Source organism: Bacteroides oleiciplenus YIT 12058, assembly GCF_000315485.1.
Lineage (GTDB): Bacteria > Bacteroidota > Bacteroidia > Bacteroidales > Bacteroidaceae > Bacteroides > Bacteroides oleiciplenus.
This window is the reverse complement of the sequence record NZ_JH992941.1, coordinates 666,101-692,084: the sequence shown is the minus strand read 5'-3', so window position 1 is coordinate 692,084 and position 25,984 is coordinate 666,101. Positions and strand designations below refer to the sequence as shown.

18 protein-coding genes are annotated in these 25,984 nt (G+C 46.5%); 8 read left to right on the top strand and 10 right to left on the bottom strand.

Annotated elements, in window-relative coordinates; genetic code table 11:
• Positions 1-135: 135 nt before the first annotated feature.
• The gene (locus tag HMPREF9447_RS10740) at positions 136-4,203 is read right to left on the bottom strand and encodes a hybrid sensor histidine kinase/response regulator transcription factor (protein ID WP_009129754.1); all 4,068 of its coding nucleotides are present in this window, start codon (positions 4,201-4,203) and stop codon (positions 136-138) included.
• A 196-nt stretch (positions 4,204-4,399) separates the two neighbouring features.
• Here HMPREF9447_RS10740 and HMPREF9447_RS10735 point away from each other — a divergent pair, with 196 nt between their 5' ends.
• Both HMPREF9447_RS10735 and HMPREF9447_RS10730 read left to right on the top strand, forming a co-directional pair.
• Positions 4,400-5,485: a phosphotransferase enzyme family protein gene (locus tag HMPREF9447_RS10735; RefSeq protein ID WP_009129753.1), complete on the top strand. Its 1,086-nt coding sequence runs from the start codon at positions 4,400-4,402 to the stop codon at positions 5,483-5,485.
• A gap of 54 nt (positions 5,486-5,539) precedes the next feature.
• Positions 5,540-6,295: a carbohydrate-binding family 9-like protein gene (locus tag HMPREF9447_RS10730; RefSeq protein ID WP_009129752.1), complete on the top strand. Its 756-nt coding sequence runs from the start codon at positions 5,540-5,542 to the stop codon at positions 6,293-6,295.
• 26 nt (positions 6,296-6,321) lie between these two features.
• Here HMPREF9447_RS10730 and HMPREF9447_RS10725 read toward each other — a convergent pair whose 3' ends face one another.
• The 5 genes from HMPREF9447_RS10725 to HMPREF9447_RS10705 form a co-directional block, all read right to left on the bottom strand.
• The gene (locus tag HMPREF9447_RS10725) at positions 6,322-7,173 is read right to left on the bottom strand and encodes a DNA/RNA non-specific endonuclease (RefSeq protein ID WP_044138001.1); all 852 of its coding nucleotides are present in this window, start codon (positions 7,171-7,173) and stop codon (positions 6,322-6,324) included.
• A 98-nt stretch (positions 7,174-7,271) separates the two neighbouring features.
• Positions 7,272-8,039: an acyl-ACP--UDP-N-acetylglucosamine O-acyltransferase gene (lpxA, locus tag HMPREF9447_RS10720; protein ID WP_009129750.1), complete on the bottom strand. Its 768-nt coding sequence runs from the start codon at positions 8,037-8,039 to the stop codon at positions 7,272-7,274.
• A gap of 90 nt (positions 8,040-8,129) precedes the next feature.
• Positions 8,130-9,518 carry a TolC family protein gene (locus HMPREF9447_RS10715; protein ID WP_044138135.1) on the bottom strand — a complete coding sequence of 463 codons (1,389 nt, stop codon included), beginning with the start codon at positions 9,516-9,518 and terminating at the stop codon, positions 8,130-8,132.
• 49 nt (positions 9,519-9,567) lie between these two features.
• The gene (locus HMPREF9447_RS10710) at positions 9,568-12,780 is read right to left on the bottom strand and encodes an efflux RND transporter permease subunit (protein ID WP_009129748.1); all 3,213 of its coding nucleotides are present in this window, start codon (positions 12,778-12,780) and stop codon (positions 9,568-9,570) included.
• A gap of 72 nt (positions 12,781-12,852) precedes the next feature.
• Positions 12,853-14,028 (bottom strand): efflux RND transporter periplasmic adaptor subunit, encoded by a 1,176-nt coding sequence (locus HMPREF9447_RS10705; RefSeq protein ID WP_009129747.1) that lies wholly within the window; start codon positions 14,026-14,028, stop codon positions 12,853-12,855.
• Between the two features lie 633 nt (positions 14,029-14,661).
• On the opposite strand from HMPREF9447_RS10705, the gene HMPREF9447_RS10700 reads away from it, so the two are divergent.
• Together HMPREF9447_RS10700 and HMPREF9447_RS10695 are read left to right on the top strand one after the other, a co-directional pair.
• Complete coding sequence (locus HMPREF9447_RS10700; RefSeq protein WP_044137999.1) at positions 14,662-16,584, top strand: Ig-like domain-containing protein; 1,923 nt, start codon at positions 14,662-14,664, stop codon at positions 16,582-16,584.
• Complete coding sequence (locus HMPREF9447_RS10695; protein ID WP_009129745.1) at positions 16,529-17,401, top strand: DUF3108 domain-containing protein; 873 nt, start codon at positions 16,529-16,531, stop codon at positions 17,399-17,401. The genes HMPREF9447_RS10700 and HMPREF9447_RS10695 overlap by 56 nt, the downstream gene beginning before the upstream one ends.
• 22 nt (positions 17,402-17,423) lie before the next feature.
• Here HMPREF9447_RS10695 and HMPREF9447_RS10690 read toward each other — a convergent pair whose 3' ends face one another.
• The gene (locus HMPREF9447_RS10690; RefSeq protein WP_009129744.1) at positions 17,424-17,828 is read right to left on the bottom strand and encodes a PaaI family thioesterase; all 405 of its coding nucleotides are present in this window, start codon (positions 17,826-17,828) and stop codon (positions 17,424-17,426) included.
• Between the two features lie 155 nt (positions 17,829-17,983).
• On the opposite strand from HMPREF9447_RS10690, the gene HMPREF9447_RS10685 reads away from it, so the two are divergent.
• Positions 17,984-19,201, top strand: a complete 1,218-nt coding sequence (locus HMPREF9447_RS10685; RefSeq protein ID WP_009129743.1) for a glycoside hydrolase family 88 protein — start codon at positions 17,984-17,986, stop codon at positions 19,199-19,201.
• 101 nt (positions 19,202-19,302) lie between these two features.
• The gene (locus HMPREF9447_RS10680; RefSeq protein ID WP_009129742.1) at positions 19,303-20,847 is read left to right on the top strand and encodes a sulfatase family protein; all 1,545 of its coding nucleotides are present in this window, start codon (positions 19,303-19,305) and stop codon (positions 20,845-20,847) included.
• A gap of 89 nt (positions 20,848-20,936) precedes the next feature.
• Here the strand turns inward: HMPREF9447_RS10680 and cysS are convergent, their stop codons facing one another.
• The 3 genes from cysS to HMPREF9447_RS10665 all read right to left on the bottom strand — a co-directional run bounded on the left by cysS (position 20,937) and on the right by HMPREF9447_RS10665 (position 23,848).
• Complete coding sequence (gene cysS / locus HMPREF9447_RS10675; protein ID WP_009129741.1) at positions 20,937-22,412, bottom strand: cysteine--tRNA ligase; 1,476 nt, start codon at positions 22,410-22,412, stop codon at positions 20,937-20,939.
• Positions 22,413-22,489: 77 nt separating this feature from the next.
• The gene (locus HMPREF9447_RS10670; protein WP_009129740.1) at positions 22,490-23,278 is read right to left on the bottom strand and encodes a hypothetical protein; all 789 of its coding nucleotides are present in this window, start codon (positions 23,276-23,278) and stop codon (positions 22,490-22,492) included.
• A 27-nt stretch (positions 23,279-23,305) separates the two neighbouring features.
• Entirely contained in the window at positions 23,306-23,848 is a 543-nt protein-coding gene (locus HMPREF9447_RS10665) for a DUF5034 domain-containing protein (protein WP_009129739.1), read from the bottom strand.
• A gap of 95 nt (positions 23,849-23,943) precedes the next feature.
• Between HMPREF9447_RS10665 and mnmA the strand changes: the two genes are divergently transcribed.
• Positions 23,944-24,993 carry a tRNA 2-thiouridine(34) synthase MnmA gene (gene mnmA / locus HMPREF9447_RS10660; protein ID WP_044138133.1) on the top strand — a complete coding sequence of 350 codons (1,050 nt, stop codon included), beginning with the start codon at positions 23,944-23,946 and terminating at the stop codon, positions 24,991-24,993.
• A 107-nt stretch (positions 24,994-25,100) separates the two neighbouring features.
• On the top strand, positions 25,101-25,982 hold the full coding sequence (locus tag HMPREF9447_RS10655) for a DUF3078 domain-containing protein (RefSeq protein WP_009129737.1): 882 nt from the start codon (positions 25,101-25,103) through the stop codon (positions 25,980-25,982).
• Positions 25,983-25,984: the final 2 nt, after the last annotated feature.

Genomic DNA, 25,984 nt, shown 5'->3' with positions numbered 1-25,984 from the left:
TTCTCCGAATTATGTGTATAAAGGAGTACGAGGGAAGGACGAAAAAGTACAAAAGATGCATGGAGTACATACTTGATACTTTGCCAGCCTGTTGCCACCCTTTGGCAAAACTTTGCCAGTTAAGTGGCAAGAAACTTACTCTTCTTCCTCGTCGTCCTTCTCCTCCTTGCACGCGTCTTCCCCCTTGCGGTAGGCAAGTGGACTTACGTGGTACACGTCTTTGAAACACTTCGAGAAGTAGCGCGACGAACTGAAACCTATTTTATCTGATATTTCAGTGATATTCAGTTCCGGATTGTTTCGCAGCATCAGGGCACCCTTTTTCAGACGGATGGTCAGGATGAAGTCGTTCGGCGTCTGTCCCGTGATGGCTTTCAGCTTGGTGAACAGGTTGGTACGTGCCATAGCCATTTCGCGGGCGAAGACGTTGACGTTGAACTCTGTATCGTCCAGATGCTTTTCGATGATGGCGATGGCGCGATCCAGAATGTCCTTGTCTATCGGGTTCGTTGCCAGCATCTGTGCGTATGCCTGTGGTTGCTTGCTGAACTTCTCTTGCAGGAGGATGCGCGAATTCACCAGGTTGTTGCAGCGTGAAATCAATAGGTTTGTATTGAATGGCTTGGTGATGTAATCGTCCGCACCGATGCGCAGCCCCTCGATGTTTTGTTCTACGGCGGTGCGTGCGGTGAGCAGCACTACCGGGATGTGGCAGGTGTTGAAGTCATTCTTTACTTGTTTGCAAAGTTCCGTACCGGACATCTTGGGCATCACTACGTCGCTCACCACGATGTTTGGCATTTCCTTCTGTATCAGTTCCAGACCTTCTTCACCGTCTGCGGCAGTCAGCACCTGGTAGAAGGGGCGGAAGATGTTTGCTAACATTTCGCGGATGGAGTCGTTGTCTTCCACGATGACCATCTTGACGTCCGGCATGCGTTTTATAGGGGCATTCTCTTCCAGTTCGGCTTTGAGGGAAGCATCTGTTTCGGCAGTCTGAGGCTGCTCTATTTGCAACACGGTTTCGGTCTTCTTGCTGATTTCTTCTGCGGTGAACGGGGCATTTCCCAGATGCAGGCGGACGATGAAGCTGCTGCCTTTGCCCAATTCGCTCTCTACCCGGATAGTACCGTGATGCAACTCTACAATACCTTTCGTCAGGGCCAGGCCAATCCCGGTGCCGCCACTGCTGAGGCTGTCCATCTGTTCGGTCTGATAGAAACGGTCGAATATCTTGTCTACCTCATTGGCATCGATGCCGCTACCGGTATCAGTTACGCGGATAACGGCTTCGTTACCTTCCGTGGTGATGCTGAGGGTGATGGTGTCTTCAGCCTGAGTGTGCTTGATGGCGTTGGAGAGGAGGTTGTTGATAACCTTCTGCATCTGTTTCTGGTCGTACCACACTTCGAGGCTGTCGGTGTCCTTTTCGAAGTTGAAGTTGATCTGCTTGCTGCTGGCGTACTCCATGAAAATCAAATAGTTCTCATAGAGGAAGTGCACAATGTTGTGCGGACTGACTTTCACCTTCATATGTCCCTGTTCCTGCTTGCGGAAGTCGAGGAGTTCGGTGATTAGTTCGCGTAGCTGGATGCTGTTCTGGTAGATACTTAATATCTTATTATAGATGGTAGGCGTGAAGTTCTGCAACTGCATCAGTGTCTCCACCTGCGACACGATGAGTGTGAGCGGAGTGCGGAACTCATGCGAGATGTTGGTGAAGAAGCGTAGTTTCGACTGGTTTAGTGCTTCCACATCTTGTATGTGTTTCTGCTCGTACTTCAACGACTCACGCAGTTTAATTCTCGATTTATACGTCCTGACCAGATACCACAGCAGGATGCCCGTCACTATCAGATAAATGAGATAGGCAAGTGTTGTTCTGTAATAAGGAGGCAGCACATGGATGGTCAGGTGTACCTGTGGACAGAGTGATTCTTCTTTGCCTTTGGGCTTTATAAGCAGATTATACGTTCCTGCATTCAGGTTAGTATAAGTAATCATGGGCTGGCCGCGCGTACTGTTCCAGTCGTCGGAGAAGCCTTCCAACTTGTAGATGATTTCATCTTTGTTGGCTGCCACATAGTTGGAAGTGGCGAACTCAATACTGAACATTGTCTGGTTAGCATTCAGGGTAATCTCCTGCGTATGGCATAAGGATTGCGCTAAAATGCCCGTTTCATCGGCAACTTTCACTTCGGAGCCATTCACAATGAGGCGGGAAAGGATAATCTTATAAGGCTTCGGGGTGAAGTTTAGTTCCAGTTCATTGAACGAAAGCATGCCTTGCGTGCCGCCAAGGAATATCTCACCGTCGCGCGTTACGCAAAGGGCGTTCTCGTTGACGGCTGTCAATGGGAAACCGTTTTCTACACTGTAGTTCTGGAATTTCTCTGTCTTCTGGTCGAAGATGGAAAAGCCCTGATTGGTGGTAAGTATCAGCTTGCCGCTTACGGGGGACTCTTGCGTGTCGTAGATGCAATCGCTGACGAGCCCGTTTGAGTCTTTATCGAAGTTCTCGAAGTCATTTGTTGCCGGGCGGTAGAGGTCGAGTCCACTGCCCGAGGTAGAGAACCACAGGCGGCCCTGGCTGTCCTGCATGATGTTGTTTACATTGTTGTTGCTGAGGCTGCGCAACTGTGTCACGTTGTGGCGGTAATTGGTCAGCTTGTTCGTATCGAAGCGATAGGAGAACACCCCTTCGCCTGTGGCAGCAATCCAAAGCGTGCCGTTGCTGTCCATTTCCAGATCAGCCACCATAGCTATCTTGCGCCCTTCTTTGGTATCTTTAAACAGTTGCCGGCACTTTCCATCCCGGGGATTGAACAGACATACGCCATTTTGGGTAGCGATGATTAACTGGTCCTGATAAGGTGCTATGTCCCGGACAATGTTCGATGGGAGGGTTTCCGGATTTCCTTCTTCCATGCGGTAATGAGTGAATATGCCTGTGCGGATATCCAGTTTGTTTAGTCCGCCGAGGTGAGTGCCTATCCAGATGATTTCCTTGTCGGAGTCATAATAGAGAGCCTTCACGTTGCTGTGGGAGATACTGTTGTGTCCTTGTCCGGCAAGATACCACTTGAACTCGCGTGTGCGACGGTTATAGAAGTTCAGTCCGCCGCCTTCCGTGCCAATCCACAGATTACCGTTTTTATCCTCGATGGTACGCCCTACAATGGGGTTACTTAAGCCTTCTTTCTCATGCCTGGAAACTTTGTAACTGGTGTAGATTTCATATTCGGGATTGAAGTAGTTGACACCGCCGAAATAAGTACCCAGCCATAGCGTGCCTTGATTATCTTTTACGATACACCAGATGGAGGAGTGGGTGAGTCCTTCGTTTTGCGTATCGTCTGCAGTATGGTTCTGGAAAATGCCTGTCGATTTATTATAGCGGTTCAGACCGTTGAAAGTCCCTATCCATATATTGCCGAGATTGTCCTCGCAACAGGCTCTCACGAAGTCGGAAGATATGCTGTGCGGATTTGCCGGATCATTGCGCAGGTTCTCGATGCTTCCGTCTGTTTTCACCCGAAAGAGTCCCTTTTCCCAACTGCCTATCCACAGTTCGCCTGCGTTGTCCTGATAAATGCTGGTGATGTTTCCTTTATCAATGGGGTGCGTCAGTTGGTGCCCGTCCAGTTTCAGTTTGAACACTCCCTCGCTGGTGGTACCTATCCACATCTCTCCTTTGTCCTCGAACATACAGGATATTTCGATGTTTTCTCCTGCCATCTGGTAGTAAAGGTCGAAGTTGTCGGTTTGTTCGTTGTAACGGTATATCTCGTTCTTCTTCCCGATGAAAAGGCCGTTTTTGTAGTGTATGCTGTTGATGTTTCCTTGGAGCAGGGTGGTGAATCGTTGAGTGGTCAGGTCGAACTGGGCGACCCCTTCGGTGCAGAGCAGATAGATTTTCCCGTTCTGGTCTCCCGCCATGCGCAGTACGGTGTTGCAGAAAAGGCTGTAAGGGTCATTCTTGCTTAGCTTGTAGGTCTGTATATCGTTACCGTTGTAGCGGTTCAAACCTTCGCGCGTACCAATCCACAAGATACCATTCTCGTCAATGTACAGGCTGTTGACGCTGAACTGTGATAAACCGTCATCGGTGGTCAGATGATTGAAAGTGATATTCTGGCTGTGTAGGTTTGCCGCCACTATGCTCACTAAGACAAGTAACAGCGTTCTGATAAACTTTTGCACTTTTCCTCCGGTATTTTAAGGTTTCAAACACAAATATAAGGTATTTTGCTCAGAGGGATGAAGTTTCCAGCCCTGTTTTTATGGTTATGTCTGCCAAAATGTATATTTTTGGGGGTTTGCCGGACGAATTTAGACTTTTGCATTAATAAGGAAGGCGTATATTTGCATAGCAATTTTAAATCTATTATAAAATATCATGAATAACCTCCAATCTATTGTATCCCATTTCAATACGAAGGGTACAGTCAACGAAATCCAACCTTTGGGCAGCGGACTGATTAACGACACGTACAAAGTGACTACTCTCGAAGCAGATGCCCCCGACTATGTATTACAACGTATCAATCATGCCATCTTTCAGAATGTTGAAATGTTGCAGGCTAATATCGAAGCTGTTACCCGTCACATTCGCAAGAAACTTGTGGAGCAGGGTGCGGAAGATATTGACCGTAAAGTGCTTTCTTTCATTCCCGCCGATACGGGAAAAACATTCTGGTATGATGGTGAGAACTATTGGCGTATCATGACATTCATCCCCAATGCCAAGACTTATGAGACGGTGGATGCCGAATATTCTTATTATGCCGGTGTAGCTTTCGGTAATTTCCAGGCAATGCTTGCGGATATACCTGATACATTGGGTGAGACGATTCCCGATTTCCATAATATGGAGTTCCGGTTGAAACAACTCCGTGATGCGGTGGCGGCAGATGCTGTGGGTCGTGTAAAGGAAGTGCAGTATTATTTGGATGAGATAGAGAAACGTGCGGACGAGATGTGCAAGGGTGAACGTTTGTACCGTGAAGGCAAACTACCTAAGCGGGTGTGTCACTGCGATACGAAGGTCAACAATATGATGTTTGATGAAGACGGCAAGGTGCTTTGTGTGATTGACCTTGATACTGTGATGCCTAACTTCATCTTCTCTGATTTCGGTGATTTCCTCCGTTCTGCAGCCAATACAGGAGCCGAGGATGATGAGAATCTGGATAATGTGAACTTCAATATGGAAATCTTCAAGGCATTTGCAAAGGGCTATCTGGAGTCAGCAAAGGTCTTCTTACTTCCATTGGAGATTGAAAATCTGCCGTATGCTGCTGCATTGTTCCCCTATATGCAGTGTGTCCGTTTTCTGGCGGATTATATTAATGGTGATACGTATTATAAAACTAAATACCCGGAGCATAACCTTGTGCGTACGAAAGCGCAGTTCAAACTGTTACAAAGTGCGGAGGAGCATATGCCGGAGATGCAGGAATTTATCAAGGCTTCATTGGGATGAGCAATTGTGGCTCATAACCGCTCAGAAAGGAAGAAAATCAGTATTAAAGTAATTATGAATAAAAGAACCTTTGCAGCCCCCTTGTGGAAATTTGCAGCCCTGTTGATAGCCCTGCTTTGTATTTCCCCTTTGTCTGCAACTAACCCCCAAAAGAAAGAAATGAAAGAGTTGAATGTAAAGAAAGTAAGTTTGGCAAATATGTCAGTAGAAAATGTTCCTGCATTGCTCGATGAAGAAAAGGTACCTTTTCAACCAATCAACACTGTGAATTGGAAAGCATTTCCTTATCAACCGGAAGTGCAATTCCGCATAGCCCATACGACTGATGCCATTCTGTTGCATTATAAAGTAAGAGAAGCCAGTGTGCGTGCTGTAGCTGCCGGAGACAACGGTGCTGTGTGGGAAGATGCCTGTGTGGAATTCTTTTCCATTCCTGCCGGAGACGGAATTTACTATAATGTGGAGTGCAACTGTGTCGGAACCCTCCTCATTGGTGCCGGTGCCGGACGTAATAACCGTGAGCATGCACCACAGGAAGTGATGGACAAAGTGCAACGTTGGTCTTCTCTGGGTCGCAAAGCCTTTGAAGAACGGGTAGGCGAGTGTAGCTGGGAACTTGCGTTGGTCATTCCTTATTCCGCTTTCTTCAAACATCAGCTCACTAACCTCGATGGAAAGGCGATTCGTGCTAATTTCTATAAATGCGGCGATAAGTTACAGACTCCCCATTTCCTTTCCTGGAACCCCATCGACCTGGAAAAACCGGATTTCCATCGTCCTGAATTCTTCGGAACGCTGAATTTCGAATAACTACGTATTCATTAAAAGGACTCTGACTATTTCCAGTCCTTCAGATTATAGCTTGCTTCTACCGCTCTTTCTATATCATCAGGAAGAGTGGGGAAGAAGTCTATTCCTGTTATCCGCTCCACTTCGTCCACTGTATTCACATAAGCATCCAACGGATTATTTCCCTCATTATTTTTATAGATAAAACCGATGGCTTTCGGCTTTTTATGCAAAGAGAGTATCACCTTGAAAAAGGCATCGGGTACGGCAACCTTGTGCTCGCCTATCGTTTGCGGCTTACGGTTGTAGAAGATGGGCCCGGCTACGATGTACAGGCAACTGTCTTTCTTTACCCATTTTCGGCATTTCTGTTCGAGTTCGTTCCAGTCTCCACGGTTCAGGTTGTGGTGCTGCGGGCAGATATTGGTCATATAGAAACTTTCTATCATGGCTTGGCGACTCCATTTGTTGTCGCCTGCCGGGCAGAGGTGGCCGCGATCCCAGCCACTGCCTTTATAGTCTTGTGTGGTGACGGCTTTCGTTTTAGGCAAGTCAGGGTCAGGATGGAAGTTGTTGATACGCTCGGTATTTTCTTTTAAACGTTCGGGAGTTAATTTCCAGGCTACCCAGTTTGCAATGCGGGTGTTGGAGTTATAGGATACGAGGTATCCGGTGCGTTGCAGAAGGATTTCGGGGGTGCCGGGGGCAGTGGTTTGTTTGATGTAGACGTCGGAGTCTTGGAGGGTATTCTGGGCAACGGCTTCTATCGGTTTGCTGTCTACAGCGTCTTCTTTGGAGGGGATTGTCTGATAGGCGGTGATGATGCCACATACTATCAGGACTATCAGTAGCATTAGTTGGTTCTTACTATTCTTTTGTTTCTTGCTTTTCTTTCTCATAATCTGTGTGGGTAAGATGGCGCAAAGATAACAAAAAAGAAGGTGTATCAAAAACACAAAGCCTTTGATGCACCTTCCTGTTATTAGAAAGTATTTTTTTACCTCACAATACCTTTCGAACCCCGTACAAAGTTGATGATATTGTGTATCTCATCACTCATCGGTACTTGGTCTTCAATTTTTTGTAAAGCATCGTGTATACTGAAGTTACCTTGATAAATCAACCGGTAAGCATTTACAATATGGCGCAAAATGCGGTCGGAAACCTGATGCTGGCTTTGCAGTACTATGGCATTGATGCCATGATACTCTGCTGGATTACCATTCATGATGACATAAGGTGGAACATCCTTCGCGATGCGGCATCCTGATTGTATCAGTACCCAACTTCCGATGTGGCACTTTTGTTGCAGAATGACGTTGCTACTCAAAATCGTGTAGTCATTAACAATGCAATCACCGGCTAAGATAGTCTTGAGTCCTATTACACAGTGGTTACCGATTTGCACGTCATGGCAGAGGTGTACACCGTCCATGAGGAAGTTCTCGTTGCCGATACGCGTAGCATCGCCTTCGTGCGTGGCACGGCTTATGACTACATTTTCGCGAATATCGTTCTTGTCACCGATAATCAGTAGACTCTTTTCACCCGTATAGTGGAAATCTTGCGGAGTAGTACCGAGTACGGCGCCATGATGCACTTTGTTGCCTTGTCCCATACGAGTACCTTCGAGAATGCGTGCACCAGACATGATTATGCAATCATCGCCAATCTCTACATCGCCTTCGATATATGCGAAAGGCTGAACTGTTACATTCTTGCCGAGCTTTGCGGCAGAATCTACAAATGCTAATGGACTTATCATAGTTATTAGTTATTAGTGATTAGTTATTAGTTACCAGTGGTTCGTTTCTTTGATAGCAAATAACTAATCACTAATAACTAATAACTGATATTATTCTCTTCCTCCTCCGAGTGCCTGATACAGACTAATCACAGCCTGCATGCGGTCGAAGGTATCGGATACCTCAGAGGTTTGTGCGCTGAGGTAAGATTGCTCGGCGGACAGCACTTCGAGGTACGTTGACGTGCCTAAGTTAAACAATTCTTTTGTATCTTCTGCAGCTTTGCGGGCAGAATTTACCTGAATATCACGAGAAACAGCTTTTTCTGTGGTCATTTGATATTGATACAAAGCATTGCTTACTTCATTTCCGGCATTCAGAAGAGCATTCTGGAACTGAATTTTGGATTGCTCCTCCTGTGCTTTGGCCTGTTTCAGGCGGGCGATATTGGCACCGCGATAGAACAATGGCTGCGTCAACGAACCTACTGCGGAAGCCAGCAACTTAGCGGGATTTACAATAGCCGAACCGGCACTGTTGGTCCATCCGGCAGAACCGTTTATCGTAATCTGCGGGTAGAAGGCTGCGCGTGCACTGTTAGTATCGTAATAGCTTGCAGCAAGAGCCATTTCGGCTGCTTTCACGTCAGGACGATTGGACAACAACTGTATGGGGACACCGGCGGAGAATTCTGTCGGTAATTGTTGTTCTTCCAATACGCCGCGTTTGATGCTCTGTGCAGGTTGATGTAGCATCAGACACAAAGCATTCTCTGTTTCGCGGATGCTTTGGCGCATGTTGGGCAGGGATGCCAATACTTGTGCATAAGCAGCACGAGTCTGTTCTACTCCGGCGGAAGTGGTGTTGTAGATGCCTGCATCTTTCATGGCCTCTACGGTTTCCACATTCTTTTTCAGGATTTCGGCAGTTTCTTCAGTGATTTGCAACTGGCGGTCGAGCATCAGCAAAGTGTAGTACATGTTGGCTACATTGGCAATCACCTGTGTCTGCACGGCTTGTTCATAGAACTGCGTCTGTTTCAGTGATACCTTTGCTGCGCGTTTCGGGTTCAGTATCTGACCGAAAAGGTCGATTTGCCAGCTTGCTGTTACGGGGAGCGAGTAAGTCTGTGTCGCTTTTCCCTTATCCCAGCTGCTTACGGTTCCTTGCGGAGACAATGCCAGTGTGGGGGCATAAGCCAGACGTGCAGACATGAGGGCAGCTTCAGCCTTTTTTACATTCAGGGCAGCACTGCGCAGATCAGGATTGTTAGCGAGTGCTTGTTCAATAAGTGCTTGCAACTGAGGGTCGGTAAAGACTTCCCTCCAGGGCAGGTTGCCGAAATTGGCAGTATCGGCGGCAAGTGTATCGTTCACGGCTGTCGTGTCACGATACAGTCCGGCAGCCGTAATGTCTTCGGGTCTGTCGTATGATTTGTAGATGTGGCAACTGCTCAGCAAAGCAGTTGCACACATCAAGGTTACTATTTGTTTCTTCATATTCATTTCTAAAGTATCTTCTACTTACTACTTAACTACTTACTACTAACTACTTAGTATATTGTTCTATTTCCGGTTCTGCATCCGAATTGTCCACATCGGCCCATTCCATCGGCTTGAATTTCTCTTGCAGATATTGGAATGCCACGAACAACGCAGGTACAATGAAAATCTGCAATATCATACCGATCAACATACCACCGATAGCCGAGGTACCCAGTGTACGGTTACCGTTAGCTCCCGCACCGGAAGCAATCATCAACGGAATCAAACCGACAATCATAGCCAATGACGTCATCAGAATGGGGCGCAGACGGGCGGCGGCACCCAGTACGGCTGCCCATGTGATACTCATACCCATCTTACGACGGTCGAGGGCAAACTCAATAATCAAGATGGCGTTCTTCGCCAACAGACCCATCAACATAATCAATGCAATCTGCATATAAATGTCGTTCGACATGGACCCCATTATCATCTTCAGGACGGATATGTTACCGATGGCACTCATACCGTTGACGAACAGGAAGCTACCCAACAGACCGAATGGAATAGACAACAACACGGCAAGAGGCAGGATGTAACTTTCGTACTGTGCACTCAGCAACAGGTAAACGAATACGAAGCAGAGCACAAAGATCAAACCGGTGGTACTGCCACTGGTTTCAGCCTCTTCACGTGCCATACCACCCAGCTCATATGCAAAACCAGTAGGCAGGTTCTCTTTGGCAACTTCGGAGATGGCAGCCAGTGCCTGACCGGAAGTATAACCGGAAGCAGGTGCAACCATCACCTTCATAGAAGTGTAGAGGTTGAAACGGCTGATGATGTCCGGGCCATACACCTTCTTAATAGAGACGAACTGGGTAATAGGAGCCATCTCGTCGCCATTGCGCACCTTGATGCTCGACAACGATTCCAGATTCTTCGTTGCTTCGGGTTCTGCCTGAACCATTACGCGGTACATCTTACCGAAACTGTTGAAGTTGGAAGCATACAGACCGCCGAAGTATCCCTGCATCGTGCTGAGGATATCGCTCGGGCTGAGACCTGCTTTTTTACAGGCTGCTGCGTCGATGTCCAGCATATATTGCGGGAAATTAGGGTTGAAGGTCGTCTTGGCGGAGTTGATTTCCGGACGTGCCTGCAGTGCGGCGGTGTAGTTGTTCACTACATCGAAGAAGTGGTTCAGGTCACCACCAGTCTTATCCTGCATGTTCAACTCGATGTCGCTGGATGCAGAGTAACCCGGAATCATAGGAGGAGCGAAGAACAATACTTGCGCTTCCTTGATAATCTTCTGTGCACGCATGAAGAGCGTGATGTAAACAATGTTGGAGTTCTGCATCGTAGAACGTTCTTCCCAGTTTTTCAGCTTGATGATGATAGAACCGTAAGAAGGTCCCTGACCACCGATGAAGCTATAACCGGAGATAACCGTACGGGATGCAACGGCAGGTTCGGCAGCTACCAGGCTGTCCACACGGTGCAGCACTTCTTGTGCACGTTCCTGTGAAGTGCCCGGAGGCAAGGTTACTACACCCATGATGGTACCCGTATCTTCATTGGGCACCATACCCGTCGGAGTAATCTTCATAAAGAATATCAACAGCACGATGGATGCTATCACAAGACCGAAAGACAACCACTTCTTTTGGATGAAGAAGAGTACGTGGTTCTTATATTTCTTCAGCATTTTGTCGTAAGCCACATTGAAACCTGTGTGGAAACGGCTGACGAAAGTAGACTTCTTTTCACCATGTTCATCGTGCGGCTTCAGGAAGATGGCACACAATGCCGGACTCAGTGTCAACGCGTTCAATGCGGAGAAACCGATAGCGATAGCCATCGTCAGACCGAACTGCCGGTAGAACGTACCTGCCGTACCACCCATGAAACTTACCGGGATAAATACGGACATCATCACCAGTGTAATAGAAACGATGGCACCACCCAATTCACTCATGGCGTCGATGGAAGCGGCACGGGCAGACTTATACCCCTGGTCTAACTTCGCATGGACACCCTCGACGACGACTATGGCGTCGTCGACCACTATCGCAATGGCGAGCACCATGGCCGAGAGGGTCAGCAAGTTGATACTGAAACCAATGAGTTTCAGCACGAAGAATGTTGCAATCAAAGCTACCGGAATGGCAATTGCCGGAATCAATGTAGAACGTATATCCTGCAAGAAGATATATACTACGATAAATACCAGGATGAAGGCCTCGATCAGTGTCTTGATAACCTCGTGGATAGAAGCGAACAAGAAGTCGTTGGCACTCTGTGCAATGTTGATCTGCAAACCGGAAGGCAGTTTCTCTGAATAGTCGTTCAGCAGTTCTTCCAGGTCTTTGATGGTCTGCGTAGCATTACTACCTGCCATCTGGAATACGATACAACTAACGGCCTTGTGTCCGTTTACGGTATTGTTGAAGCCATAAGTCAGACGTCCCAACTCAATGTCGGCAATGTCTTTCAGGCGGAGTACTTCTCCGTTTTCTTGTGCTTTGATAACGATGTTTTCAAATTCTTCTGCTTGTTGCAGACGTCCTTTGTAACGTATCGTGTATTGGAATGTCTGATTACCGCGTTCGCCGAATTGTCCCGGGGCAGCTTCAATATTTTGTTCTGCCAGAACTGCGGCTACGTCATTGGGAATCAGTTTGTATTGTGCCATGATGTCGGGTTTCAGCCAGATACGCATGGAGTAGTCTGTACCCAGCACCATAGCATCACCTACACCGGCCACACGTTTCACCTCAGGGATAAGGTTGATGTTGGCATAGTTTTCAAGGAATTCAATGCTGTACTGGTCCGTCTCATCGTAAATAGAGAATACCATCAACATGGAAGTTTGTCTTTTCTGTGTGGTTACACCGATTTTGGTAACTTCGGCAGGCAGCAGACCTTGTGCCATAGACACACGGTTCTGTACGTTGACGGCCGCCATATCCGGGTCGGTTCCTTGTTTGAAGTAAATGGAAATGTCGGCAGAACCGCTGTTGGTGGCATTGGAAGTCATGTACATCATGTTCTCCACACCATTGATCTGGTCTTCCAGCGGTGCGATGACAGAGTTCAATACCGTTTGGGCGTTGGCACCCGTATAGGTGGCACGCACTGATACGGTTGGGGGGGCAATGTCCGGATATTGGGTAATAGGCAGCGTTGCCAAACCAATAAGTCCCAGGATAACTATCAACACGGAGATTACCGTGGATAGCACCGGACGATTAATAAATCTATCTAATTTCATGTTATTTAGTGATTAGGGGTTAGTGATGAGTGATTAATAAGTTGCTAATCATTTATCACTAATCGTTAAACCTTAATTAAACGCCGTCTGGATATTACCGTCTTTTTGGTCTTGCAGCGCTTTCTGATACTCGGCTTCTTTCTCGGCAGGAGTGATAGGGCTGATAGCTGCTCCGTCTCTCAGGTTCTGAACGCCTTCAATTACAACTTTGTCGCCAGCTTTCAAACCTTCGGTCACGTAGTAATACTTGCCGTCGTTCAGTTTGAACACTTGTACTTCGGTATTCTTCAAAGTGTTGTCAGGCTGTACTACAAAGACGAATTTCTTGTCCTGAATTTCCGTGGTAGCCGACTGCGGTATCATAATGACATCTGTCATAGGATTAGGGAATACTATGTTACCCGTACCACCACTACGCAGGATGTTGCGTTGGTTGGGGAAAAGGGCGCGCATATTTACAGAGCCTGTCTTCTGGTCAATAACGCCACTGATGGTCTCTACACGTCCGCTATCGGCGTATATGGTTCCATCGATCAGTTGCAGTTGTACGGCAGGCATTTTCTCCAGAATCTCCTTGATGCTGCCACCTTCGTGTATCAGTGACAACAATTGTCTTTCGGTCATGGAGAAGTAAGCGAACATTTCGGAAATATCGGCAACGGTAGTCAGCGGAGTGGCTACGGAAGGGCTGACCAAGCTACCTACACGGTAGGGGATAGTACCTACTACACCATCACTGGGGCTGGTTACACTGGTATACGACAGATTGTTCTTGGCGTTTACTAATTGTGCTTCAGCTTGTGCCAATTGTGCTCTGGTTTGTGCCAATTGGTTTTCGGCCATTTGCAGATCGTAGTCACTGATGATGTTTTTCTTATTCAGTTCACGCTTATTATTCACGGTGAGTTCCTGCGTGTTCACGGCAGCTTTGGCTGTTTCAACAGCAGCTTTAGCTGAGTTCACAGCAGCCTGATACTGTACGGGGTCGATGCTGAACAGCACCTGTCCCTTACGTACTACGGAGCCCTCGTCCACGTGCAGTTTGGTGATGAAACCGCTTACCATCGGGCGAATTTCTACATCTTGTTTACCTTTAATAGTCGCTGGATAACTATTTGTCAAATTAGCAGTGGTGGTATTCACTGTAATTACTGCGAATTCGGGTGTTTTACCCGTAGTTTTGTCACCTTGTCCACAACTGAACAGTGACAGGCAACAGCATGCCAATAAAATCAATCTACTCTTCATACTCGTAATTATTCTCTGTCTTTTGGTTTATTTTTTCATTTTGATGAATAAAGGCTTTTATGTCTTGTCATAGTTGGATTGCACGGTAGGCAAAGGGAAAACTAAAAGCACTCTCTCGGTTTTCAGAGTGCAAAATTATCTATTTTTGAACAGATTAGTTCTATATTGACGCATTTTTAACTATGTTTCATACATCTATTATATATAGAGGACTTCTTAGGGTTATAGAGATGGTTTGCGTAGTGGGTACTGGTGAATAATTATCCTTCCTTCTTTAGTTCCTATTTTCGTCTGTATATATTTGATAATTCCTTTTAGCAAACTCGGTTCTTTCCCATAAAAAATGATATTTAACCGAATTTGTACCAAGTTTATACCGAATCTGTACCGAATTTGCATAGGACTGATTATATAGACAGACCAATCGTTGGGTTTAATTGGTTATTGGGCGGGTTCTGAATTAAATTCAACGATTGATTACCGTTGACTACCTGTCTGGGAACGAACCTTTCCCTGTTATCATCTGTTTTTAAATACTATATTGCTCTTTTTTGATTAAAATACTGTAAAGCATACTGCTTATTAATGGATAACCTTTATTTTTGCAGGATGTTACGTAACAAATATTCGAATATGAAACCTCTTTTCAATCGTTTGGCGGGTGTTGCCGCCGTTGCTGCTGTACTTTATTCCTGCGCCAGTATCGGGCGTCCGGAGGGTGGTGCTTATGATGAGACTCCTCCACGCTTTGTAAGTAGTACGCCGGCGCCGGGTGCACTCAATAATAACCGGAAGAGAGTTTCGATTGAATTCGACGAGTTCATCAAGCTTGAGAAACCGGGGGAGAAAATCGTGATTTCCCCACCTCAGGTGCAACAGCCGGAGATAAAATCCAACGGGAAGAGGGTTATCATCAACCTGAAAGATTCACTCAAGCCGAACACTACTTATACGATAGACTTCTCAGATGCTATTCAGGATAATAACGAGGGCAATCCGTTGCCTGACTTCGGATTTACTTTTTCCACAGGTACCGCTCTTGACTCGATGGTCGTTTCGGGCACTGTGCTGAATGCGGCAAATCTGGAGCCGGTGAAAGGAATGCTGGTAGGTATGCACTCTAATCTGGCTGACTCCGCCTTTACCACGAAGCCTTTTGAACGGGTAGGGCGTACCGATAGTCGCGGACATTTCACCATCCGGGGGGTAGCTCCGGGCGAATATCGCATTTACGGATTGCAGGATGCCGACCAGAACTTTTATTATAGCCAGCCCAGCGAAATCATAGCTTTCGAGGATTCTCTGATTATTCCATCCATGGATGAACGGGTACGCTTTGATACCCTTTGGAAAGATTCCTTAACGGTAGATACAATTGTGGAGAGGACGTATACCCACTATTCTCCGGATGATGTTATTTTGCGTTGCTTCAAGGAACTGATTTCTTCACAACGTCTCATCAAAAGTGAGCGCCCCGAACCCCGGAAGTTCTCTTTCTACTTCTCGGCCACAGCAGATAGTCTGCCACTGTTGAAGGGGCTGAACTTCGATGAAACCGATGCTTTTATCGTGGAGATGCCTACCGGGCGTATTGATACGCTCAATTATTGGATAAGGGACTCTTTGATTTATCAGATGGATACGCTGAAAATGAGCCTTAGCTATCTGTATACGGATACGCTGAATAAGCTGGTGCCTCGCACGGATACGCTGAAACTTGTATCTAAACTCAGACCAAAATCGGAGAAAGAGTTGGAAAAAGAGCGGGAAAAGAAGGAGAAGGAATTAGAAAAAGCCAAAAAGAAGGCGGAGAAGGAAGGCAAAGAGTATGTGGAACCAACCATTTTCCTTCCTGTTGATGTATATGCTCCGGGCACGATGGATATTTATGATTATATCACTTTCACCTTCACTGAACCGCTGGCAAGTGTTGCCGATAGCGCCATTCATTTAAGGCAGAAGGTGGACAGCTTATGGCGGGATGTTGCTTTCGACTTTGTGCCGGACTCGCTGAACCTGATGCGTTACAATGTTTATGCGGATTGGGAACCCGGCGAGAGTTATACCTTTGAGGTGGACTCTATGGCTTTTCATGGAATATATGGCCTGTTTACCGATAAGATAAAGAAAGAATTCAAGGTAAAGAAGCCCGAAGAATACGGGCAGATTTACTACAATGTGAGCGGGGCGGATTCGGTAGCATTCGTAGAGTTGCTGGACGGACAGGACAAAGTGGTGCGCACGGTGCCTGTTGTCGACGGACGGGCGGATTTCTACTTCCTGAACCCGGGCAAATATGGTGCGCGCCTCATCAATGATACTAATGGAAACGGTGTGTGGGATACCGGAAAATATGAAGATAAACGGCAACCGGAAAAGGTGTACTATTATCCCCAGGTGATAGAGCTAAAGGCCAACTTTGACCTGACGCAGACCTGGAATATACATGAAAAGCCGCTGGATAAACAGAAACCGGTAGAACTCAAAAAACAAAAACCAGATGAAGACAAGAAAAAGAAAAATCAAAATAACCGCAACTCCGGCAATCGCCGGTAAGCGTGGATGGGTATTCTGTCTGTTAGGAGCCCTTTTGCTAACTATTGCTATTCCTGCTCGAGCGCAATGTACGGCGCAAAATACCGCATTCCAGTCCGGTGAGCATGTGATGTATGATTTGTACTTTAATTGGAAGTTTATATGGAAGAAGGTTGGGCTGGCAAGCCTGACGACTTTCTCCACTACTTACCAGTCGCAACCTGCCTACCGCTTCAATTTGCTTTCAGTGGGTAGTAAGAAGACGGATTTCTTCTTTAAGATGCGCGATACGTTGACATGTTATGTCACGGAAAAACTGGAGCCGCTCTACTTCCGTAAGGCGGCAGAAGAAGGAGACCGCTATACGGTGGACGAAGCTTGGTTCTCCTATAAGGACGGATTGTCTCATGTGAAGCAAAAACGTACGTGGCGCGACCATCCACCACAGGAAATGGAGTACAGCGATACCCGTTGTATTTTTGACATGCTGAGCATTCTGGCACAGGCGCGTTCTTACAATCCGGATGATTATAAAGTGGGCGATCGCATAATGTTCCCTATGGCTACCGGCCGTAGGGTAGAAGAACAAACGCTGATTTATCGTGGGAAAGAAGATATAAAGGCGAATAATGACACTATTTATCGTTGCCTTGTCTTCTCTTTTGTGGAATACAAGAAGGGGAAAGAAAAAGAGGTGATTACTTTCTTCATTTCAGATGACAAGAACCACCTCCCCATTCGTTTGGATATGTATCTTAACTTCGGCTCGGCAAAAGCTTTCCTGAAGAGTGTTCAGGGTAATCGCTATCCGATGACTTCGGTGGTTGGGAAGAAGTGAGATAGCTTGTAACTTGTCACTCTCAGACTCTGAATGGTAGCGGGTCTCCTTTTCTGAATACACTGGACTCGAATGTGGCAATCAGTTTGCCGTCCTGATTCGTAACATCTATCTGATAATATCCGGTTGTCCGTCCGATGTACCGTTCGCGTGCTTCGGCATAGAGCGTATCGCCCGGACCGCTGCCACGCAGAAAAGTGATATTGGAAGAAAGGGAGAAAGCCAGTGCGCCGTGCGAATTGGCAGCAGCGGCCAGTGCCAGGTCGGCAAGGGTGAAGATGGCTCCGCCTTGCGTGCGATGTCCGGCATTGAGGTGTTCTTCCGTGATTATGAGCTGTGCTTTGCTATATCCTTCGCGCACTTCCAGCAGTTCTACACCGGTTTGTTCCGCAAAGCGGTCTTTCTTGAAAAATTCTTGTGGGGTCATGTTTTCTATATGATTAAAGAGTTCAATCTATATGATTTATGTGCAAATGTAACAATTTTGCCCTTTTACTGGATAATTTATGAGGGTCTTTTCTGCGAATCTGCGCTACATTTGCTGTCGAAAGAATATGAAACTTTAATAAATAAATCATTATTATGAAAACAATCCTCACAACATTGGGAGTATCTCTCCTTGTTTTGGCAAGTTGCACAGGTCAGAAAAAGCAGCCTGAGAACAACTTTATTCAGGAGAATATTGATAATGCGGTGGCGCAAGAAACTATTCAGACCGACATTATCGAGAAATCAGGGAAAATCTTGAATCCAAGAACCATCAACAAAGACGGTAGCATTGTTTATGTGCCCATTGATGACTGGTGTTCCGGTTTCTTCCCCGGAAATATCTGGTATACGTATGAACTGACAGGCGACAAGAAATGGTTGCCGTTGGCTGAGAAGTATACTGAAGCACTAGACTCTGTGCAATACCTCACCTGGCATCATGATGTAGGCTTTATGATTGGCAGCAGTTACCTGAACGGATATCGTTTTGCCAATAAAGAGGAATATAAACCGGTAATTATCCAGACTGCCAAGTCACTCTCTACTCGTTTCCGTCCGGCAGCAGGAGTGTTGCAATCCTGGGATGCCGATAAAGGCTGGCAGGCCGAACGTGGCTGGAAATGTCCGGTTATCATCGACAATATGATGAATCTGGAACTGTTGTTCGAAGCATCCAAACTTTCGGGTGACTCTACTTATTATAATGTTGCTGTGAAGCATGCCGATACCACCATGGAGCATCACTTCCGCCCCGACAACAGTTGTTACCATGTAGTGGACTATGACCCCGTAACCGGTGAAGTGCGTAAGAGACAGACTGCACAAGGGTATGCTGACGAATCTGCCTGGGCACGCGGACAAGCATGGGCGCTCTACGGATACACCATGTGTTATCGTTATACTCACGACCAGAAGTATCTGGATATGGCAGAAAAGATTTATAACTTTATCTTTAATAACCCGAACCTGCCGGAAGACCTTGTTCCGTATTGGGACTTTGATGCCCCCAATATTCCTAATGAACCGCGTGATGCTTCGGCAGCGGCTTGTACAGCATCTGCTTTGTATGAGCTGAGCACCTATATCCCGGGTAAGAATTATAAAGAAACTGCAGATAAGATAATGGAAAACCTCGGCTCTCCGGCCTATCGTGCTGAAGTAGGGACGAATGGTAACTTCATTCTGATGCACTCCGTAGGCAGTATTCCTCATGGTGCTGAGATTGATGTTCCGTTGAACTATGCAGATTACTACTTCCTGGAAGGAATCATGCGTAAAAGAGACTTGGAGGCTAACAAGAAATTGTTTTAAGGAATAAATATATAAACACAGAGGCACAGAGTTATCTCATTTTACCAATTTACTGAAATCTCTGCGTCTCTATGCCTCTGTGTGCAACAAATAAAAATAGAATGATAAATCGGTTTAGTTTGTTTTTAGGAGGCTTGGGCCTGTTTGCCCTGCAAGGCTGCAAAACTCAGCAGGGAGAGCAGGCACAACTTCCAAATGTTATTTATGTCTTCCCAGACCAGTACCGCAATCAGGCAATGGAATTCTGGGGACAAGACGGGTTTCGCGACAAGGTGAACTTCCGCAACGACCCGGTGCATACACCTAATCTGAACAACTTTGCCCGTGAAGCGCTGGTGTTGAGTTCGGCTCAGAGCAACTGTCCGTTGAGCAGCCCCCACCGGGGAATGTTGCTGACGGGTATGTATCCTAACAAGAGTGGTGTACCTTTGAATTGCAATTCGAGCCGCCCCATCAGCTCTTTGCGTGATGATGTGGACTGTATAGGCGATGTGTTCAGTAAATCGGGCTATGATTGTGCTTACTTTGGTAAACTGCATGCCGATTTCCCTACGCCGAACGATCCGCAACGCCCCGGTCAGTATGTAGAAGACCGTGTGCCTGCATGGGATGCCTATACACCGAAAGAACGCCGTCATGGTTTCAACTACTGGTATTCTTACGGTACATTCGACGAACATAAGAATCCTCATTACTGGGACACAGAAGGAGAACGCCATGAACCGAAGGAATGGTCGCCGTTGCATGAATCCGGCATGGTGGTTTCCTATCTGAAAAACGAAGGGAATGTGCGCGACCCGAAGAAACCATTCTTCATTATGGTAGGTATGAATCCGCCTCATAGCCCGTATCGTTCATTGAACGACTGTATGGAAGAGGATTTCAACCTGTATAAAGACCAGCCTCTGGATAGTCTGCTCATCCGTCCTAATGCTGACAAGAAACGTGAGAAGGCAGAGAGCGTCCGTTACTATTTTGCTTCCGTCACCGGTGTGGACCGTGCATTCGGACAAATACTGGAAACGTTGAAAGCGCAGGGATTGGATAAAAATACAATTGTTATCTTTGCTTCCGACCACGGCGAAACCATGTGCAGTCAGTTTACGGACGACCCGAAGAACTCTCCGTATTCCGAGTCTATGAATATCCCATTCCTGGTGCGCTATCCCGGACATATCCAGCCGCGTGTAGATAATCTTCTGATGTCTGCCCCCGATATCATGCCGACGGTTTTAGGCTTGTGTGGTCTTGGCGATTCTATCCCTACCAATGTGCAGGGACGCAACTGGGCACCTCTCTTCTTCGATGAAAAGGCAGAAATTGAACGTCCCGGCGGTGCTTTGTATATCCAGAACCTGGATGGAGAAAAAGATGCGGAAGGCAAAGTACAGACTTACTTTCCTTCGTCAAGAGGATACAAGACGGCACGTTATACTTTGGCTTTCTATATTGATAAGAAAGACCATAAGTTGAAGAAGAGCCTGTTGTTTGATGATGAAAAAAACCCTTACCAGATGAATAATCTTCCGTTGGAAGAGAATCAGGAGATTGTTGCAGAACTTTGCCGTGAGATGGGTAAAGAGTTGAAAGCAATAGATGACCCCTGGTACAAGGAACGTATTCTTTCTGACATGATACCTTATTAAAACTCTCCTTTTTTAAATGGTGCTGCCTCCCTCGATTTTTAGGAATCGGAGGGAGGCAGCCTTTTTTTTTAGGAAGTCAGGCAGTGGAATTACTTATTCAGTTTCCACTCGCAACCGTCTTTTGTATCTTTAATAGCGAAACCGAGAGCGGTTAGCTCGTCACGTATCTGGTCGGAAGTAGCCCAGTCTTTATTGGCTTTCGCTTTCATGCGTTGCTCCAGCAACATGTCCACTACCTTGCCGAAAGCAACTTCACGCTCTTCGTTCGAGTCGTTTTCTTCTTTCAGTCCCAGGATGTCGAAGCAGAAGAGGTGGAAGGTGTCTTTCAGGTCTTTCAAGTCTTCGGCAGTGATGGTGTCGTTGCCTGCAATGATATTGTTTATCATACGGGCGCCATCGAAGAGGTGGGCGATGACGATAGGAGTGTTCAAATCATCATTCATTGCTTCGTAGCAGTTCTCACGCACCGACTTGACGTCTACACTGGAGGTAGCGGACGGCGTAATCTTCTCCAATCCGTTCACGGCATCCATCAGTCGTGCCAGTCCCTTTTCGGCAGCTTGCAGGGCTTCGTTGCTGAAGTCCACCGTGCTGCGATAGTGTGCCTGCAGGATGAAGAAGCGGATGGTCATCGGGCTGTAAGCCTGTGCCAGCAACTTGTGTGAGCCGTTGAAGAACTCATCCAGATTGATGAAGTTACCATAGGACTTACCCATCTTCTGTCCGTTGATGGTAATCATATTGTTGTGCATCCAGTAGTGCACCATGTCATTGCCTTGTGACGCTACCGATTGTGCGATTTCACATTCGTGATGAGGGAAGATAAGGTCCATGCCGCCACCGTGAATATCGAAATGCTCACCGAGATACTTCTTGCCCATAGCCGTACATTCGCAGTGCCAGCCCGGGAAACCGTCACTCCACGGAGAGGGCCAGCGCATGATGTGTTCCGGCTGGGCACGCTTCCAAAGGGCGAAGTCGGCAGGATTATGTTTCTCTGTTTGTCCGTCCAGTTCGCGGGTGGTATTCAGTACATCATCCAGATTGCGTCCGGACAACTTTCCATAATGGTAATCTTTATTATACTTCTCTACATCAAAGTAGACGGAACCTTCGCTTTCGTAAGCATAGCCGTTGTCCAGGATTTCCTTGACAAGCTGTATCTGTTCGATGATGTGTCCCGAAGCATGCGGCTCGATGCTGGGCGGAAGTACGTTGAGCGCTTCCATAGCTTTGTGGTAGCGGTTTACGTAATATTGCACCACTTCCATCGGTTCCAACTGTTCCAGACGGGCCTTCTTTGCAATCTTATCTTCGCCTTCGTCGGCATCATGTTCCAGATGGCCTACATCGGTAATGTTGCGCACATAACGCACCTTGTAGCCCAGATGGGTAAGGTAGCGGAAAAGTAAATCGAAGGTGATGGCTGGGCGTGCATGTCCCAGATGCGCGTCACCGTAAACGGTAGGACCGCAGACATACATCCCTACGTGTGGAGCGTGCAAAGGCACGAATAACTCCTTTTTCCTATCTAAGGTGTTGTAAATCGTCAGTTGATGTTCCATAACGTTTGATATTTAATTCATTTAAAAGCACAAAGTTACAACAATTTCATAAATAATTAGTTCTTCGGTTCTTTTTCTTAATGTTTGTTCTTTGCAAACCGGATACTCAGTCCCACTCTCAGGTTCAGATAGTTTCCCGGTGTTTCTTTTATATTATATTGTTCTAAAACTTCGTGAGTGTATATATTGCTGCGCTGATAGTGTGCTGCGAACTCTCGTGTGTGCACCGTATAGGAAAGGTCTGCCGTCAGGGACACGATGCGGGCTATTGCTTTGGAGACGTAAATGCCCGGAGAGAGGCAGAACCCGTATTGAAGATTCTTGTTGTTGCCGACGGTGACTTTCACTTGTTCCACTTGATTATTCCCTTCCTCTTTACGGAGATAGTCTATTGTGCTTGCGTGCATATATTGTGCGCAGCCAAGCGCGAGATAAGGCCTGAAGCTCCATGAATGTATGTCCTGACGGTACATGGCTCCTATGGTATAAGTGGCTTGCATAATATTCTCTTTATCCATAGAACCGGTGTAGGTATAGTAATGGGGCGATGGCTGTGCCTCCATCTTACTCATTAACCTTTCTTCCGAATAAGGTGACGAACCATTGGAGTTTAAACTCAGCGAAACTCCCCAATGCTTGTGGAAGAAATACTGGTATCTCATTGTTATACTTGCAAACGCCCGCTGCTTGCCTTGGAAAGCAATTTCTCCAATCGGACTTTTATAAGAAGACGTGTTGAATTCCGCACCGAATGCAAGGTCGACGAAATGCTCGTTTCGGCGTGTTGATTCCTTTTGTGCATGGGCTTGTGTGCTTATGGCAATAAACAGGCTGAAGCATATCAAGGTGTAGTAGATGGCTCTCATGAAAGTATTGGTTTAAAGTGGGACTGATTAGTAAAGGTTGACTTCGGTTTCTTCTGCAAGGATAGCGCCGTCTTCTGTTTCCAGTTCAATGCGAAATTGATAAGTTCCCGGTTGCGGATAAGTTAACAGTACCTTGTAGAAAGCACCCTGGTCTAAGGTGGTGATAGGCTGTCCCTTCTCCAGACAATCACTGCTGAGGCTGTACCCGCTGAGGTTTTCGCCCAGCAACATCGGAGGATATTCTTTGAACAAATTGTATACATCACTTCCCGCAGGATAATCTTTGTTGAAGTCGGTCAGTGTAAGGATGCGGAAAGCTATGATGGGAGACTTTAGTGTATTTATACTATAGTAATAATCGGCAATCGGGGTGATACGTATCAGATAGGCTTCTTTGGGGCATAGCCCGTTTTCAATACTAACGGGATGTGCTCCGGAGTTGTCGTATTGTTCCAACTTGATGCCTGTTAGTTCAATGATACCTTCACTGGCATCTTCGTCGCAGCACATGGCCGAGGTTAACATGAAGAGTGTGCACAGGCCTGCATAGAGTGCGTTTTTAGTTCTCATATTTGTGTGTATTAGCTCAATAATGGCAAAGATATAAAAATAAGGGTTTGATTGTTTTTCTTTTGAAGATTATCTACTTTTGCCAACCTATTCGTATGGAAAAGAAGCGTGTGTTGTTGGGAATGAGTGGTGGCACCGATAGTTCTGTTGCCGCCATGTTATTGCAGGAAGCCGGTTATGAGGTAACCGGGGTCACGTTCCGTTTCTATGATTCCGAGGGCTTTGAAGAGCATCTGGAAGATGCCCGCCGCCTCGCTTCCCGTCTGAACATCCCGCATATCATCTATGATGCACGCCGATTGTTCCGTGAACGTATTGTCAGTTACTTCATCCATGAATACCTTTCCGCCCGTACCCCTGTGCCTTGCACCCTCTGCAATAATGAGTTGAAGTGGCCCTTGTTGGCAAAGATTGCCGATGAAATGGGCATTTATTGGGTTTCGACGGGGCACTATGTGCGTAAAGTCTTCCTGGATGGTTCCTATTTCATAGCCCCGGCTGCCGACCGGGACAAAGACCAGACTTTCTTCCTGTGGGGCCTGAAGCAGGATATTCTGGAACGTATGCTTCTTCCGATGGGCGACTGGACAAAGAGCGAAGTGCGTGCTTATGCCGCTAAAAGAGGCTTCGAGCGGGCGGCAACGAAGAAAGACAGTCTGGGCGTTTGTTTCTGTCCGATGGACTACCGCTCTTTTCTGCTCCGTGAAGTTTCCCCTGAACTACTGCTGGGAAAAGGAAGATTCGTCGATGAAAGCGGGGATTTCTTAGGTTGGCACGAGGGATATCCTTTCTATACAATAGGGCAACGTAGAGGCTTGGGAATTCATCTGAATCGTCCTGTCTTTGTTAAAGAACTCAGAAAGGAAACGAATGAAGTAGTGCTCGCCCCTCTCTCATCCCTGTACAAAAACGAAATGCTGCTGAAAGACTGGAATATAGTAGATGATGCCCGCTTGCTCCATCGTGATGATGTCATCGTCAAGATACGCTATCGTAAACAGGCGAACCGTTGCACAGTCAGCCGGACAGAAGAGAATCATCTCCATGTACAACTCCACGAACCACTCGAATCCATTGCCTCCGGACAGGCAGCCGCATTCTATGACGAAGCGGGACTACTGCTTGGGGGAGGAATCATAGTATAACGTTCTCATCAATTATTCTTTTATTGGTTCTCGAACAAAAAATAGTTTACTCTGTTTGTAATAGAAAGACGTCTTGTTTTTGTGAAACAATTAAATTGAATAACCGTATGAAACGTATATATTTTATGATATTGTTTGCCGCTCTGGCAACAATCGTCTATGCCCAGACGGATGATAAGGGATATAAAGAGGGAGCATGGGTACTGAAAGGTGTGACAGGTGTGAATATGTCGCAAACTGCTATGTCGAACTGGTCAGCCGGCGGTGAGAACTCCGTGGCGGGCAATGCTTACCTGAATGGTTCGTTGACACATAAAAGTGGAAACTGGTTGTGGGTGACGAATCTGGTGCTCGATTATGGTTTGTCGAAGACCAAATCTCAAGGAATGAGGAAAAGTTCCGATAAGATAGGGCTGTCTACCCAGTTAGGATATTCTACTAATAATGTGTGGTTCTATACCGTTATGGCGGACCTGAATACCCAGTTCGCCAAAGGATATAATTATCCCGACAAAAGCCATTATATTTCCAATTTCTTTGCTCCGGCCTACTCCAATGTTGCTTTAGGTATGGAGTACCGCCCGAAGAGCAATTATTCTATCTTCCTTTCTCCCGCATCTACCAAGATGACTTTTGTATGCGATGATTATCTTTCGGATTTAGGTTCTTTCGGTGTCGACCCGGGCGATCACTTCAAGATTGAAGCCGGTGCTTATCTGAAAGCTCGTGCGGAATTGCCCGTCATGGAGAATGTGAATCTGATTACTACTGCTGATTTTTTTACTCCTTATAGCAAAGACTTTGGTAATGTGGATGTTAACTGGGATGTACTTATCAGTATGAAAATCAATAAAGTGCTGTCTGCAACGTTGAATATGACCCTGAAGTATGACAATGATGTGAAGACCTTTGAGGATGATGGCACTCAGAGAGGACCGAAGGTACAGTTCAAGGAGATATTGGGGATAGGGCTGGCTTATAACTTCTGATA

Excerpts from the sequence above, each read along its gene's own strand:
- HMPREF9447_RS10735 (WP_009129753.1), top strand. The coding sequence starts at position 4,400 with ATGAATAACCTCCAATCTATTGTATCCCATTTCAATACGAAGGGTACA.
- HMPREF9447_RS10730 (WP_009129752.1), top strand. The coding sequence starts at position 5,540 with ATGAATAAAAGAACCTTTGCAGCCCCCTTGTGGAAATTTGCAGCCCTG.
- HMPREF9447_RS10725 (WP_044138001.1), bottom strand. The coding sequence starts at position 7,173 with ATGAGAAAGAAAAGCAAGAAACAAAAGAATAGTAAGAACCAACTAATG.
- lpxA (WP_009129750.1), bottom strand. The coding sequence starts at position 8,039 with ATGATAAGTCCATTAGCATTTGTAGATTCTGCCGCAAAGCTCGGCAAG.
- HMPREF9447_RS10715 (WP_044138135.1), bottom strand. The coding sequence starts at position 9,518 with ATGAAGAAACAAATAGTAACCTTGATGTGTGCAACTGCTTTGCTGAGC.
- HMPREF9447_RS10710 (WP_009129748.1), bottom strand. The coding sequence starts at position 12,780 with ATGAAATTAGATAGATTTATTAATCGTCCGGTGCTATCCACGGTAATC.
- HMPREF9447_RS10705 (WP_009129747.1), bottom strand. The coding sequence starts at position 14,028 with ATGAAGAGTAGATTGATTTTATTGGCATGCTGTTGCCTGTCACTGTTC.
- HMPREF9447_RS10700 (WP_044137999.1), top strand. The coding sequence starts at position 14,662 with ATGAAACCTCTTTTCAATCGTTTGGCGGGTGTTGCCGCCGTTGCTGCT.
- HMPREF9447_RS10695 (WP_009129745.1), top strand. The coding sequence starts at position 16,529 with ATGAAGACAAGAAAAAGAAAAATCAAAATAACCGCAACTCCGGCAATC.
- HMPREF9447_RS10690 (WP_009129744.1), bottom strand. The coding sequence starts at position 17,828 with ATGACCCCACAAGAATTTTTCAAGAAAGACCGCTTTGCGGAACAAACC.
- HMPREF9447_RS10685 (WP_009129743.1), top strand. The coding sequence starts at position 17,984 with ATGAAAACAATCCTCACAACATTGGGAGTATCTCTCCTTGTTTTGGCA.
- HMPREF9447_RS10680 (WP_009129742.1), top strand. The coding sequence starts at position 19,303 with ATGATAAATCGGTTTAGTTTGTTTTTAGGAGGCTTGGGCCTGTTTGCC.
- cysS (WP_009129741.1), bottom strand. The coding sequence starts at position 22,412 with ATGGAACATCAACTGACGATTTACAACACCTTAGATAGGAAAAAGGAG.
- HMPREF9447_RS10670 (WP_009129740.1), bottom strand. The coding sequence starts at position 23,278 with ATGAGAGCCATCTACTACACCTTGATATGCTTCAGCCTGTTTATTGCC.
- HMPREF9447_RS10665 (WP_009129739.1), bottom strand. The coding sequence starts at position 23,848 with ATGAGAACTAAAAACGCACTCTATGCAGGCCTGTGCACACTCTTCATG.
- mnmA (WP_044138133.1), top strand. The coding sequence starts at position 23,944 with ATGGAAAAGAAGCGTGTGTTGTTGGGAATGAGTGGTGGCACCGATAGT.
- HMPREF9447_RS10655 (WP_009129737.1), top strand. The coding sequence starts at position 25,101 with ATGAAACGTATATATTTTATGATATTGTTTGCCGCTCTGGCAACAATC.